At 58.1% G+C, this 12,696-nt stretch carries 15 protein-coding genes; 1 reads left to right on the plus strand and 14 read right to left on the minus strand.

Going from position 1 to position 12,696, the window contains the following annotated elements:
• Window positions 1–7 precede the first annotated feature (7 nt).
• Complete coding sequence (locus tag CXQ81_RS29465) at window positions 8–1,402, minus strand: MFS transporter (RefSeq protein WP_062824453.1); 1,395 nt, start codon at window positions 1,400–1,402, stop codon at window positions 8–10.
• A 180-nt stretch (window positions 1,403–1,582) separates the two neighbouring features.
• Here CXQ81_RS29465 and uvrA point away from each other — a divergent pair, with 180 nt between their 5' ends.
• The gene (uvrA, locus tag CXQ81_RS29470; RefSeq protein ID WP_007924172.1) at window positions 1,583–4,417 is read left to right on the plus strand and encodes an excinuclease ABC subunit UvrA; all 2,835 of its coding nucleotides are present in this window, start codon (window positions 1,583–1,585) and stop codon (window positions 4,415–4,417) included.
• 91 nt (window positions 4,418–4,508) lie between these two features.
• Here the strand turns inward: uvrA and bfr are convergent, their stop codons facing one another.
• The 13 genes from bfr to rplR all read right to left on the minus strand — a co-directional run bounded on the left by bfr (window position 4,509) and on the right by rplR (window position 12,689).
• Complete coding sequence (bfr, locus tag CXQ81_RS29475; protein WP_007924173.1) at window positions 4,509–4,973, minus strand: bacterioferritin; 465 nt, start codon at window positions 4,971–4,973, stop codon at window positions 4,509–4,511.
• 155 nt (window positions 4,974–5,128) lie between these two features.
• Entirely contained in the window at window positions 5,129–6,577 is a 1,449-nt protein-coding gene (locus tag CXQ81_RS29480) for a catalase (protein WP_007924174.1), read from the minus strand.
• A gap of 171 nt (window positions 6,578–6,748) precedes the next feature.
• Window positions 6,749–7,135: a 50S ribosomal protein L17 gene (gene rplQ, locus CXQ81_RS29485; protein WP_007924175.1), complete on the minus strand. Its 387-nt coding sequence runs from the start codon at window positions 7,133–7,135 to the stop codon at window positions 6,749–6,751.
• Between the two features lie 42 nt (window positions 7,136–7,177).
• Complete coding sequence (gene rpoA / locus CXQ81_RS29490; protein ID WP_007924176.1) at window positions 7,178–8,179, minus strand: DNA-directed RNA polymerase subunit alpha; 1,002 nt, start codon at window positions 8,177–8,179, stop codon at window positions 7,178–7,180.
• 22 nt (window positions 8,180–8,201) lie between these two features.
• Window positions 8,202–8,822 (minus strand): 30S ribosomal protein S4, encoded by a 621-nt coding sequence (rpsD, locus tag CXQ81_RS29495; protein ID WP_003176404.1) that lies wholly within the window; start codon window positions 8,820–8,822, stop codon window positions 8,202–8,204.
• Between the two features lie 18 nt (window positions 8,823–8,840).
• Window positions 8,841–9,230 (minus strand): 30S ribosomal protein S11, encoded by a 390-nt coding sequence (rpsK, locus tag CXQ81_RS29500; RefSeq protein WP_007924177.1) that lies wholly within the window; start codon window positions 9,228–9,230, stop codon window positions 8,841–8,843.
• A gap of 30 nt (window positions 9,231–9,260) precedes the next feature.
• Window positions 9,261–9,617 carry a 30S ribosomal protein S13 gene (gene rpsM / locus CXQ81_RS29505; protein WP_009045849.1) on the minus strand — a complete coding sequence of 119 codons (357 nt, stop codon included), beginning with the start codon at window positions 9,615–9,617 and terminating at the stop codon, window positions 9,261–9,263.
• A gap of 130 nt (window positions 9,618–9,747) precedes the next feature.
• On the minus strand, window positions 9,748–9,864 hold the full coding sequence (gene rpmJ, locus CXQ81_RS29510) for a 50S ribosomal protein L36 (RefSeq protein WP_002555468.1): 117 nt from the start codon (window positions 9,862–9,864) through the stop codon (window positions 9,748–9,750).
• A 24-nt stretch (window positions 9,865–9,888) separates the two neighbouring features.
• Window positions 9,889–11,217, minus strand: a complete 1,329-nt coding sequence (gene secY, locus CXQ81_RS29515) for a preprotein translocase subunit SecY (RefSeq protein ID WP_007924182.1) — start codon at window positions 11,215–11,217, stop codon at window positions 9,889–9,891.
• Window positions 11,218–11,652 carry a 50S ribosomal protein L15 gene (rplO, locus tag CXQ81_RS29520; protein WP_007924183.1) on the minus strand — a complete coding sequence of 145 codons (435 nt, stop codon included), beginning with the start codon at window positions 11,650–11,652 and terminating at the stop codon, window positions 11,218–11,220.
• A gap of 3 nt (window positions 11,653–11,655) precedes the next feature.
• A complete protein-coding gene (rpmD, locus tag CXQ81_RS29525; protein WP_003176408.1) occupies window positions 11,656–11,832 on the minus strand; it encodes a 50S ribosomal protein L30 in 177 nt (58 codons plus the stop codon).
• Window positions 11,833–11,834: 2 nt separating this feature from the next.
• Window positions 11,835–12,335: a 30S ribosomal protein S5 gene (gene rpsE, locus CXQ81_RS29530; RefSeq protein ID WP_007924184.1), complete on the minus strand. Its 501-nt coding sequence runs from the start codon at window positions 12,333–12,335 to the stop codon at window positions 11,835–11,837.
• 3 nt (window positions 12,336–12,338) lie between these two features.
• Window positions 12,339–12,689: a 50S ribosomal protein L18 gene (gene rplR / locus CXQ81_RS29535; RefSeq protein ID WP_003186037.1), complete on the minus strand. Its 351-nt coding sequence runs from the start codon at window positions 12,687–12,689 to the stop codon at window positions 12,339–12,341.
• Window positions 12,690–12,696: the final 7 nt, after the last annotated feature.

Here is a 12,696-nt window from a genome sequence, read left to right on the forward strand (position 1 = left end):
CGTTCTCCTAGGCTTCGCACGCCGATCGGGCTGGGTTGACCAGCTGCTCGAGGGTCGCGCGATCCAATAATTCGGTGTCCAATTTGATGTAAATGGCGGCTTCTTCGGCCACCATCACTGCATCTGTTACCCCAACAACGGCCTTCAGGCGCTCGACCAGACCGGCTTCGCGGATCGCTTCGGGCGATAACGGCAAGCGCAGGCTCGTCACGTAAGGTGGTTCGCGCATGGTAACAGCAAAGGCCAGCCAGAGTGCAGCCAACCCTGCGCAACCCAGGAATACAACCGACAAACCGCCATGCTGGAACAACCAGCCGCCGAGAATGCCGCCCAGCGCCGAACCGAGGAACTGGCTGGTGGAGTAGACCCCCATGGCCGTGCCCTTGCCGCCGGCCGGTGAAACCTTGCTGATCAGCGACGGCAGCGAAGCTTCCAGCAGATTGAACGCGGTGAAGAACACCACCGTGCCGATCACCAGCGCCTGCAGGCTGTCGCCGAACTCCCAGAAGAATAGCTCGGTGAGCAGCAGCGTACTGACCGCGCCCAGCAGAACTCGTTTCATTTTGCGTTTCTTCTCGCCGTAGATGATGAACGGGATCATGGCGAAGAAGGAGATCAACAGCGCGGTGAGGTAGACCCACCAGTGCTGTTCCTTGGGCAGGCCGGCTTTTTCCACCAGGGCCAGCGGCAAGGCGACGAAGCTCGACATCAGCATCGCGTGCAACACGAAGATACCAAGATCCAGGCGCAGCAGGTCCGGGTGCTTGAGCGTCGGCAACAGGGCCTGGCGCGCGACCCCGGATTCGCGGTGCTGCAACGGGCCGGTCGAGTGCGGCACCATGAAGGCGACGATGAAAATGCCCAGCAGCGCCATGCCGCCGGTGGCGAAAAACAGCCCGGGCAAGCCGAAAGCGCGGGTCAGCAGCGGGCCGGCCACCATGGCCACGGCAAAGGACAGGCCGATGGTCATGCCGATCATGGCCATGGCCTTGGTGCGGTGCTGCTCGCGGGTCAGGTCCGACAACAGCGCCATGACCGCCGCGGAAATCGCCCCGGCGCCCTGCAGGATGCGCCCGGCGATCACGCCCCAGATCGAATCGGCGTTGGCCGCCAGCACACTGCCCAGGGCAAAGACGATCAGCCCCAGGTAAATCACCGGACGACGGCCGATGCGGTCGGAAATGATCCCGAACGGGATCTGGAAAATCGCCTGGGTCAGGCCGTAAGCGCCGATCGCCAACCCGATCAGGGCCGGGGTCGCTCCCGCCAGGTCCATCCCATAGGTCGCCAGGACCGGCAACACCATGAACATGCCAAGCATACGGAAGGCGAACACCAGGGCCAGACCGCTTGCGGCGCGGGTCTCGGCGCCACTCATGCGCTCGCTGTGGGGATCATGCATGGAAAAACCTCGTGTGAACCGGCGGCGATTCTACCAGTCCGATCGATTGACGGGGTATATGGCGACGCTTTGCCGCGCAGGTTTCATCTACGGCTGCACAGACCTCATTTGATAGTGTGCATCCATCCAGTATTTGCCCTTATACTCCTACGTTTTCGACGCCCGCCGAGCGAGGCCACTTTGGACAAGATCCTGATTCGTGGGGCCCGAACCCACAACCTGAAGAACATCGACCTGACCCTGCCACGGGACAAACTGATCGTCATCACCGGCCTGTCCGGATCCGGCAAATCGTCCCTGGCGTTCGACACGCTGTACGCCGAAGGGCAGCGCCGTTATGTCGAGTCGCTGTCGGCCTATGCCCGGCAATTCCTGTCGATGATGGAAAAACCCGACGTCGACACCATCGAAGGTTTGTCGCCGGCAATTTCCATCGAGCAGAAATCCACCTCGCATAACCCGCGCTCCACCGTGGGCACCATCACCGAGATCTACGACTACCTGCGCCTGCTGTATGCGCGCGTGGGTACGCCACGCTGCCCGGATCACGACATCCCTCTGGAAGCCCAGACCGTCAGCCAGATGGTCGACCTGGTGCTGGCCCAGCCGGAAGGCAGCAAGCTGATGCTGCTGGCGCCGGTGATTCGCGAGCGCAAGGGCGAGCACCTGTCGGTCTTCGAGGAACTGCGCGCCCAGGGCTTCGTCCGTGCCCGGGTCAACGGCAAGCTCTACGAGCTGGATGAGCTGCCGAAGCTGGATAAACAGAAGAAGCACTCGATCGATGTGGTGGTCGACCGCTTCAAGGTCCGCGCCGACCTGCAGCAGCGTCTGGCCGAGTCGTTCGAGACCGCGCTGAAGCTGGCCGACGGTATCGCCCTGGTGGCGCCGATGGACGACGAACCCGGTGAAGAAATCATCTTTTCCGCGCGCTTCGCCTGCCCGATCTGTGGCCACGCCATCAGCGAACTGGAACCCAAGCTGTTCTCCTTCAACAACCCGGCCGGTGCCTGCCCGACCTGCGATGGCCTGGGGGTCAAGCAGTTCTTCGACATCAAGCGCCTGGTCAATGGCGAGCTGACCCTGGCCGAGGGGGCGATTCGCGGCTGGGACAGGCGCAACGTCTATTACTTCCAGATGCTTGGCTCGCTGGCATCGCATTACGGCTTCAGCCTGGAAGTACCGTTCAACCAGTTGCCGGCCGACCAGCAGAAGGTCATTCTCAACGGCAGCGGCACGCAGAACGTCGACTTCAAGTACCTCAACGATCGTGGCGATATCGTCAAACGCTCCCACCCGTTCGAAGGCATAGTGCCGAACCTGGAACGCCGCTACCGCGAGACCGAGTCGGCCACCGTGCGTGAGGAGCTGGCCAAGTTCCTCAGCACCCAGCCGTGCCCGGATTGCCGCGGCACTCGCCTGCGTCGCGAAGCCCGCCACGTTTGGGTCGGCGAGAAGACGTTGCCGGCCGTTACCAGCCTGCCGATCGGCGATGCCACCGATTACTTCGGCACCCTGTCGCTAACCGGACGCCGTGGCGAGATTGCCGACAAGATCCTCAAGGAAATCCGCGAGCGCCTGCAGTTCCTGGTCAATGTCGGCCTGGATTACCTGACCCTGGATCGCAGCGCCGATACCCTGTCCGGCGGCGAGGCGCAGCGTATTCGTCTGGCCAGCCAGATCGGCGCCGGCCTGGTGGGGGTGATGTACATCCTCGACGAACCCTCCATCGGCCTGCACCAGCGCGACAACGATCGCTTGCTGGGCACCCTGAAGCACCTGCGGGATATCGGCAATACGGTGATCGTGGTCGAACACGACGAGGACGCCATTCGCCTGGCCGACTATGTGGTGGACATCGGCCCGGGCGCTGGCGTGCATGGCGGACAGATCGTCGCCGAGGGTACTCCCGACGAGGTGATGTCCCATCCCGACTCGCTGACCGGCAAATACCTGTCAGGGCGCGTGAAAATCGCCGTGCCGGCCAAGCGTACGCCGCGCAACAAGAAGCTTTCACTGTCCCTCAAGGGGGCTCGCGGCAACAACTTGCGCAACGTCGATCTGGAGATTCCGATCGGCCTGCTGACCTGCGTGACCGGTGTCTCCGGCTCGGGCAAGTCGACCCTGATCAACAACACCCTGTTCCCCCTCAGCGCCACGGCGCTGAACGGCGCGACCACGCTGGAAGCCGCTGCGCACGACAGCATCAATGGCCTGCAGCACCTGGACAAGGTGGTGGATATCGATCAAAGCCCGATCGGTCGCACCCCGCGCTCCAACCCGGCGACCTACACCGGGCTGTTCACGCCGATCCGCGAACTGTTTGCCGGGGTACCCGAATCGCGCTCGCGCGGCTACGGTCCGGGCCGCTTCTCCTTCAACGTCAAGGGCGGACGCTGCGAAGCCTGCCAGGGCGACGGCCTGATCAAGGTGGAAATGCACTTCCTGCCGGACATCTACGTGCCGTGCGATGTGTGCAAGAGCAAGCGCTACAATCGCGAAACCCTTGAGATCAAGTACAAGGGCAAGAGCATCCACGAGGTCCTGGAAATGACCATCGAGGAAGCACGGGAGTTCTTCGACCCGGTGCCGGCGCTGGCGCGCAAGCTGCAGACGCTGATGGATGTGGGGCTTTCCTACATCAAGCTGGGGCAGTCGGCGACGACCTTGTCCGGCGGTGAGGCGCAGCGGGTCAAGCTGTCTCGCGAGCTGTCCAAGCGTGACACCGGCAAGACCCTCTACATCCTCGACGAACCGACCACCGGCCTGCACTTTGCCGATATCCAGCAGTTGCTGGACGTTCTGCATCGCCTGCGTGACCACGGCAACACCGTGGTGGTGATCGAGCACAACCTGGACGTGATCAAGACCGCCGACTGGCTGGTGGACCTGGGGCCGGAAGGCGGTTCCAAGGGCGGACAGATCATTGCCGAGGGTACGCCGGAGCAGCTGGCAGAAATGCCGCAATCCCATACCGGCTACTACCTCAAGCCACTGCTGACCCGCGACCGGGCCTGAGCCCAATGAAAAAGCCCCGGCCATTGTGAAATGGCAGGGGCTTTTTTGTGCTCGTCAGTCCTGCATTTGCCTGCAGACGCGGGCTAGAACATCAGAACTGCGACTGCAGGTAGTTTTCCAGACCGATCGACTTGATCAGCCCCAACTGCTTTTCCAGCCAGTAGGTATGGTCTTCTTCGGTATCGGCCAACTGCACACGCAAGATGTCGCGGCTGACATAGTCCTTGTGCTTCTCGCACAGTTCGATGCCTTTGCACAGTGCAGCGCGGACCTTGTACTCCAGGCGCAGGTCGGCGGCGAACATGTCCGGCACGGTAGTGCCGATATCCAGATCGTCAGGGCGCATGCGTGGCGTGCCCTCGAGCATCAGGATGCGACGCATCAATGCATCGGCGTGTTGAGTCTCTTCTTCCATCTCGTGATTGATGCGCTCGTAGAGCTTGCTGAAGCCCCAGTCTTCATACATGCGCGAGTGGATGAAATATTGGTCACGTGCCGCCAGCTCGCCCGTCAGCAACGTGTTGAGGTAATCGATTACGTCCGGGTGACCTTGCATCGCCCTACATCTCCCTGCTTGAAAGTCTGTATTTTGAACCAAGCTGACTTGCAGGTCACTGGAAAAACGCTAACAAAGTGAAGATTTTCAGAGAAAAGTAGCCGAAAAAACGCAAAAACCGCCCAGATGAGGGCGGTTCTGCTTCTCGTTTAGACTTAGTTAAGCTGTACGCCCAACGCCTTTGCGATTCCTTCTCCATAAGCCGGGTCAGCCTTGAAGAAATGCTGCAACTGACGCTGGACCACGTCCGAGCTGACACCCGCCATTGCGCCGGCGATGTTGTTGATCAACAGGGCTTGCTGCTGATCATTCATCAGGCGGAACAGAGCGCCTGCATGGCTGTAGTAGTCGGTGTCTTCGCGGTGATCGTAACGGTCCGCCGCACCGCTGAGGGCCAGCGCCGGCTCCGCGTAGCGAGGAGCCTGCTTCGGCGCATCGGCGTAGCTGTTCGGCTCATAGTTCGGCGCCGCGCCACCATTGCTGCCAAAGGCCATAGAGCCGTCGCGCTGGTAGCTGTTCACCGGGCTGCGCGGGGCGTTGACCGGCAGTTGCTGGTGGTTGGTGCCGACACGATAGCGATGAGCATCGGCGTAAGCGAATACGCGGCCTTGCAGCATGCGGTCCGGCGACAGGCCGACGCCTGGAACCATGTTGCTAGGACCAAAGGCAGCCTGCTCGACTTCCGCGAAGTAGTTCAGCGGGTTGCGGTTCAACTCCAGCTCACCGACCTCGATCAGTGGGAACTCCTTCTGCGACCAGGTCTTGGTCACGTCGAACGGGTTCTCGTAGTGAGCAGCAGCCTCAGCCTCGGTCATGATCTGAATGCATACGCTCCATTTCGGGAAGTCGCCGCGTTCGATCGCGTTGAACAGGTCACGTTGGGCGTAATCCGGATCGGTACCCGCCAGGCGGGCAGCCTCGGCCGGTGCCAGGTTCTTGATGCCCTGCCGGGTCTTGTAGTGCCATTTCACCCAGTGACGCTCGCCCTTGGCGTTGATCAAGCTGTAGGTGTGGCTACCGAAGCCGTGCATATGACGATAGCCGTCCGGAATCCCGCGATCCGAGAACAGGATGGTGACCTGGTGCAGCGCCTCGGGAGAGTGTGACCAGAAGTCCCACATGGCCTGGCCGCTCTTCAGGTTGCTCTGCGGCAGACGTTTCTGGGTGTGGATAAAGTCGGGAAACTTCAGTGGATCGCGAATGAAGAACACAGGCGTGTTGTTGCCGACGATGTCCCAGTTACCTTCTTCGGTATAGAACTTCAGGGCAAAACCGCGCGGGTCGCGTTCGGTATCAGCCGAACCACGCTCGCCACCTACGGTGGAGAACCGCAGGAAGGTAGGAGTCTGCTTACCCACGGACTCGAAAAGCTTGGCGCTGGTGTATTCGGTGATGTCGCGGGTCACAGTGAAAGTGCCGTAGGCGCCCGAGCCCTTGGCGTGTACGCGACGCTCAGGAATGTTTTCACGGTTGAAGTGGGCAAGCTTCTCGATCAGGTGAAAATCATCGAGCAGCAGCGGGCCACGAGGGCCAGCAGAACGGGAATTCTGGTTATCGGCGACTGGAGCGCCACTTGCGGTGGTAAGCGTTTTGTTTTGGCTCATGCTCAATCTTCCTCTGTCAGTCTTGGAACTGCCGGCTAATCGGCTGACGAGGAGTATCGACCATCAAGATGACAGCATCAAATGCATTAAATGATTGCTATCGATAGTAATTTTCTAATACAGCAGACACAAAAAACCGGGCACTAGGCCCGGTTCTTTGTATTTGACGTCTTACTCAGCGGATACAGCTTCACCGCCGACAGCACGATCAACCAACTCGACGTACGCCATAGGCGCGTTGTCGCCAGCGCGGAAACCGCACTTGAGGATGCGCAGGTAGCCACCCTCACGGGTAGCGTAACGCTTGCCCAGGTCGTTGAAGAGCTTACCAACGATAGCTTTCGAACGAGTACGGTCGAAAGCCAGACGGCGGTTAGCCAGGCTGTCTGTCTTGGCCAAAGTGATCAGCGGCTCAGCAACGCGGCGCAGTTCTTTAGCTTTCGGCAGTGTAGTTTTGATCAGCTCGTGCTCGAACAGCGACACCGCCATGTTTTGGAACATGGCCTTGCGGTGCGAGCTGGTGCGGCTCAGGTGACGACCACTTTTACGATGACGCATGGTTCATTCCTTACCAAACACAACGTTCGGTGATTACGACGATCAGGCAGTCGCCTTGTCGTCCTTCTTAAGACTTGCAGGCGGCCAGTTGTCGAGGCGCATGCCGAGGGACAGACCGCGGGAGGCCAGAACGTCCTTGATTTCAGTCAAGGATTTCTTGCCAAGGTTCGGAGTCTTCAACAGTTCTACTTCGGTACGCTGAATCAGGTCGCCGATGTAGTAAATGTTTTCCGCCTTAAGGCAGTTAGCCGAACGTACAGTCAGTTCCAGATCGTCAACCGGGCGAAGCAGGATCGGATCGATCTCGTCTTCCTGCTCGATTACCACTGGCTCACTGTCACCTTTGAGGTCGACGAACGCAGCCAACTGCTGTTGCAGGATGGTTGCAGCACGACGGATAGCCTCTTCAGGATCCAGGGTACCGTTGGTTTCCAGATCAATAACCAGCTTGTCCAGGTTGGTACGCTGCTCGACACGGGCGTTTTCCACCACGTATGCGATACGGCGAACCGGGCTGAACGAAGAGTCAAGCTGCAAGCGACCGATGCTGCGGCTTTCGTCTTCATCGCTCTGACGCGAGTCTGCCGGTTCATAACCACGACCACGAGCTACTACGAGCTTCATGTTCAGGGCGCCGTTAGACGCCAGGTTAGCGATTACGTGATCGGGGTTAACGATCTCGACATCATGATCCAGCTGAATATCGGCAGCGGTAACCACCCCCGAACCCTTCTTCGACAAGGTCAGCGTAACTTCGTCACGGCCGTGCAGCTTGATAGCCAGACCTTTAAGGTTCAACAGGATTTCAATTACGTCTTCCTGTACACCTTCGATGGCGCTGTACTCGTGGAGCACACCGTCAATCTCGGCCTCGACTACTGCACAGCCGGGCATTGAGGACAACAGGATGCGGCGCAGCGCGTTGCCCAGGGTGTGGCCAAAACCACGCTCGAGAGGCTCGAGGGTGATCTTGGCGCGGGTTGGACTGACAACCTGCACATCAATATGGCGGGGTGTCAGGAACTCATTTACCGAAATCTGCATGGATGCACCTATTTTCTAGCCCTTACTTGGAGTAGAGCTCGACAATCAGGCTTTCGTTGATGTCGGCGGACAGATCACTGCGAGCTGGAACGTTCTTGAAAACGCCCGACTTCTTCTCAGTGTCTACTTCTACCCATTCTACGCGGCCACGTTGGGCACACAGATCGAGAGCTTGGACAATGCGAAGTTGGTTTTTTGCTTTCTCGCGAACAGCAACCACGTCACCAGCACGAACCTGGTAGGACGGAACGTTAACGGTCTGACCGTTTACGCTGATCGACTTGTGCGATACCAGCTGACGGGATTCGGCACGAGTCGAACCGAAGCCCATACGGTATACAACGTTGTCCAGACGGCATTCGAGCAGTTGCAGCAGGTTTTCACCGGTTGCACCTTTCTTGCCAGCAGCTTCTTTGTAGTAGCCGCTGAATTGACGCTCGAGAACGCCGTAGATACGACGGACCTTCTGCTTTTCACGCAGTTGGGTGCCGTAGTCGGACTGGCGACCGCGGCGCTGGCCGTGGATACCAGGTGCTGCTTCGATGTTGCACTTGGATTCGATAGCGCGCACGCCGCTCTTCAGGAAGAGATCGGTGCCTTCGCGACGAGCCAGTTTGCATTTTGGACCAATGTAACGAGCCATTCTTTACAATCTCCTGGATTACACGCGGCGCTTCTTCGGCGGACGGCACCCGTTATGCGGGATTGGCGTCACGTCGGTGATGCTGGCGATCTTGTAGCCACAGCCGTTCAAAGCGCGGACTGCGGATTCACGACCTGGACCTGGGCCCTTGACGTTAACGTCGAGGTTTTTCAGGCCATATTCCAGCGCAGCTTGACCAGCACGCTCAGCAGCTACTTGAGCAGCGAACGGGGTGGACTTGCGGGAACCGCGGAAACCCGAACCACCGGAGGTTGCCCAGGAAAGAGCGTTACCTTGACGGTCGGTGATGGTCACGATGGTGTTGTTGAAAGACGCGTGGATGTGGGCGATGCCATCAACCACTGTCTTTTTAATCTTTTTACGAGGACGAGCAGCAGGTTTTGCCATGACTAAATTCCTGTCGATTCGCTGGTGCGATTACTTGCGGATCGGCTTACGCGGACCTTTGCGAGTACGCGCGTTGGTCTTGGTACGCTGACCGCGCACTGGAAGACCACGACGATGGCGCAGACCGCGGTAGCAGCCCAGATCCATCAAGCGTTTGATTTTCATGTTGATTTCGCGACGCAGGTCACCTTCAGTGGTGAACTTCGCCACTTCGCCACGCAGCTGTTCAATTTGCTCGTCGCTCAGATCCTTGATCTTTGCGGCTGGGTTGACCCCAGTCTCTGCACAGATTTTCTGCGCAGTCGTGCGACCAACACCATAGATGTAGGTCAGCGAGATAACAGTATGCTTGTTATCTGGAATGTTAACGCCTGCAATACGGGCCATTCAGTGGGACTCCAATTGACAGCTACCTACGCCCCGGAAGCCAAGAAATAGGGCGCGAGATAATATCGCTGTAATAACAAATAATCAACCCAGCAGCGCACTAGCTGCTGGGCTTGAAGCACAATCACACTCAGCCTTGGCGCTGTTTGTGACGCGGTTCCGCGCTGCAAATTACTCGAACAACACCTTCGCGGCGAATAATCTTGCAGTTACGGCACAGCTTTTTCACCGATGCACGAACTTTCATCACCAACTCCTCGAACCTTATGGGTCAGCGCAGCATGCCGCTGCCGTAACCCTTCAGGTTGGCTTTCTTCATCAGGGATTCGTACTGGTGCGAAACGAGGTGCGATTGTACTTGCGACATAAAGTCCATAACAACCACGACCACGATCAGCAACGAGGTCCCGCCAAGGTAGAACGGAACGTTTGCTGCAACCACCAGGAACTGGGGCAACAGGCAGACGGCCGTCATATATAGAGCACCGAACATGGTCAAGCGGGTCAGAACGCCATCAATGTAGCGCGCAGACTGCTCACCTGGACGGATGCCCGGAATAAAGGCACCGGACTTCTTCAGGTTTTCCGCTACGTCTTTCGGATTGAACATCAACGCCGTATAGAAGAAGCAGAAGAAAATAATCCCTGCACTAAACAGCAGAATATTCAACGGCTGACCAGGAGCGATCGACTGCGAGATGTCCTGCAACCAGCCCATACCTTCAGACTGACCGAACCAGGCACCCAACGAAGCCGGGAACAGCAAAATGCTGCTCGCGAAAATAGCAGGAATAACGCCTGCCATATTCACTTTCAGCGGCAAGTGGCTAGTCTGCGCAGCAAACACCTTGCGGCCCTGCTGACGCTTGGCATAGTGAACAGCAATACGACGCTGGCCACGCTCAATGAACACCACAAAACCGATAATCGCTACTGCCAGCAAACCGATGGCAACCAGGGCAAAAATGTTGATATCACCCTGACGCGCAGACTCGAAAGACTGCCCGATCGCTCTCGGAAGACCGGCGACGATACCTGCGAAAATCAACATCGAGATACCGTTGCCAACACCACGCTCAGTAATCTGCTCACCCAGCCACATCATGAACATCGCACCAGCCACAAAAGTGGATACCGCGACGAAATGGAAGCCAAAGTCACCAGTGAACGCAACGCCCTGCCCCGCCAGGCCAACGGACATGCCGATGGCCTGAACAAGAGCTAGGACGACAGTGCCGTAGCGGGTGTACTGGCTGATCTTGCGACGGCCAGCTTCACCTTCCTTCTTCAACTGCTCCAGCTGCGGGCTGACGGCGGTCATCAGCTGCATGATGATCGATGCCGAGATGTACGGCATGATCCCCAGTGCAAAGATGCTCATCCGCTCCAGCGCGCCGCCGGAAAACATGTTGAACAAGCTAAGAATGGTCCCCTCATTCTGTCGAAACAGGTCTGCGAGTCGGTCAGGGTTAATACCTGGAACCGGGATGTGTGCGCCTATTCGGTAGACGATAATCGCCAAGAACAGAAAACGCAGACGAGCCCAGAGTTCAGACATACCGCCTTTGCCGAGCGCAGAGAGAGCACCTTGCTTAGCCATTTATTCCTCGAACTTGCCGCCAGCTGCTTCGATAGCCGCACGCGCACCTTTGGTGGCTGCGATGCCCTTGATAGTCACAGCGCGAGTAACTTCGCCGGACAGCATGATTTTCACACGCTGTACGTTTTGGTTAATCACGTTGGCATCTTTCAGGGACTGCACGGTGACGATGTCGCCTTCCACTTTAGCCAGCTCGGACAGACGCACTTCTGCGCGGTCCATGGCCTTCAGGGATACGAAACCGAACTTTGGCAGGCGACGATGCAGCGGCTGTTGACCGCCTTCAAAGCCTGGAGCAATGGTGCCACCGGAGCGGGAAGTCTGACCTTTGTGACCACGGCCACCAGTCTTACCCAAACCACTACCGATACCACGGCCCGGACGATGCTTTTCGCGACGGGAACCCGGCGCTGGACTCAGATCATTGAGTTTCATCGATTAACCCTCGACACGCAGCATGTAGTAAGCCTTGTTGATCATCCCACGGTTCTCGGGAGTATCCTGGACTTCTACAGTGTGACCGATGCGACGCAGACCCAGACCCTTAACGCACAGTTTGTGGTTAGGGATACGGCCGGTCATGCTTTTGATCAGCGTTACTTTAACGGTAGCCATGATCAGATGATCTCCTGGACGCTTTTGCCACGCTTGGCGGCAATGGATTCAGGGGACTGCATTGCTTTCAAACCCTTGAAAGTGGCGTGAACCACGTTTACTGGGTTAGTCGAGCCGTAGCACTTGGCCAGAACGTTCTGAACGCCAGCAACCTCGAGGACAGCACGCATAGCGCCGCCAGCGATGATACCGGTACCTTCAGAAGCAGGCTGCATGTACACCTTCGAAGCGCCGTGAGCGGACTTCATTGCGTACTGCAGGGTGGTACCGTTCAGATCAACTTGGATCATGTTGCGGCGAGCAGCTTCCATTGCCTTCTGGATCGCAGCAGGCACTTCACGCGACTTGCCACGGCCGAAGCCAACGCGACCTTTACCATCACCAACCACGGTCAACGCGGTGAAAGTGAAGATACGGCCGCCTTTTACGGTTTTGGCTACGCGGTTAACTTGAACCAGCTTCTCAATGTAGCCTTCGTCGCGCTTTTGGTCGTTATTTGACATAACTTAGAACTCCAGCCCAGCTTCACGAGCAGCATCAGCCAGCGCCTTGACGCGGCCGTGGTACTTGAAGCCAGAGCGGTCGAAAGCCACCTGCGAGACGCCAGCGGCTTTTGCACGCGTAGCGACCAGCTGGCCAACCTTAGTGGCCGCGTCGATGTTGCCAGTGGCGCCATCACGCAGTTCTTTATCCAAAGTCGAGGCACTTGCCAGGACCTTGTTGCCGTCGGCCGAAATGACCTGGGCGTAGATGTGCTGCGAAGAGCGGAACACGCAGAGACGCACGACTTCGAGTTCGTGCATTTTCAGGCGTGCTTTGCGAGCGCGACGCAGTCGAGTAACTTTTTTGTCGGTCATTTGCTAT

The sequence above is a fragment of the Pseudomonas sp. 09C 129 genome (assembly GCF_002843625.1).
Lineage (GTDB): Bacteria > Pseudomonadota > Gammaproteobacteria > Pseudomonadales > Pseudomonadaceae > Aquipseudomonas > Aquipseudomonas chlororaphis.

What these genes read in the sequence shown, in the direction of transcription:
- CXQ81_RS29465 (WP_062824453.1), bottom strand. Translation starts at nt 1,402, where the DNA reads ATGCATGATCCCCACAGCGAGCGCATGAGTGGCGCCGAGACCCGCGCC.
- bfr (WP_007924173.1), bottom strand. Translation starts at nt 4,973, where the DNA reads ATGCAAGGTCACCCGGACGTAATCGATTACCTCAACACGTTGCTGACG.
- CXQ81_RS29480 (WP_007924174.1), bottom strand. Translation starts at nt 6,577, where the DNA reads ATGAGCCAAAACAAAACGCTTACCACCGCAAGTGGCGCTCCAGTCGCC.
- rplQ (WP_007924175.1), bottom strand. Translation starts at nt 7,135, where the DNA reads ATGCGTCATCGTAAAAGTGGTCGTCACCTGAGCCGCACCAGCTCGCAC.
- rpoA (WP_007924176.1), bottom strand. Translation starts at nt 8,179, where the DNA reads ATGCAGATTTCGGTAAATGAGTTCCTGACACCCCGCCATATTGATGTG.
- rpsD (WP_003176404.1), bottom strand. Translation starts at nt 8,822, where the DNA reads ATGGCTCGTTACATTGGTCCAAAATGCAAACTGGCTCGTCGCGAAGGC.
- rpsK (WP_007924177.1), bottom strand. Translation starts at nt 9,230, where the DNA reads ATGGCAAAACCTGCTGCTCGTCCTCGTAAAAAGATTAAAAAGACAGTG.
- rpsM (WP_009045849.1), bottom strand. Translation starts at nt 9,617, where the DNA reads ATGGCCCGTATTGCAGGCGTTAACATTCCAGATAACAAGCATACTGTT.
- rpmJ (WP_002555468.1), bottom strand. Translation starts at nt 9,864, where the DNA reads ATGAAAGTTCGTGCATCGGTGAAAAAGCTGTGCCGTAACTGCAAGATT.
- secY (WP_007924182.1), bottom strand. Translation starts at nt 11,217, where the DNA reads ATGGCTAAGCAAGGTGCTCTCTCTGCGCTCGGCAAAGGCGGTATGTCT.
- rplO (WP_007924183.1), bottom strand. Translation starts at nt 11,652, where the DNA reads ATGAAACTCAATGATCTGAGTCCAGCGCCGGGTTCCCGTCGCGAAAAG.
- rpmD (WP_003176408.1), bottom strand. Translation starts at nt 11,832, where the DNA reads ATGGCTACCGTTAAAGTAACGCTGATCAAAAGCATGACCGGCCGTATC.
- rpsE (WP_007924184.1), bottom strand. Translation starts at nt 12,335, where the DNA reads ATGTCAAATAACGACCAAAAGCGCGACGAAGGCTACATTGAGAAGCTG.
- rplR (WP_003186037.1), bottom strand. Translation starts at nt 12,689, where the DNA reads ATGACCGACAAAAAAGTTACTCGACTGCGTCGCGCTCGCAAAGCACGC.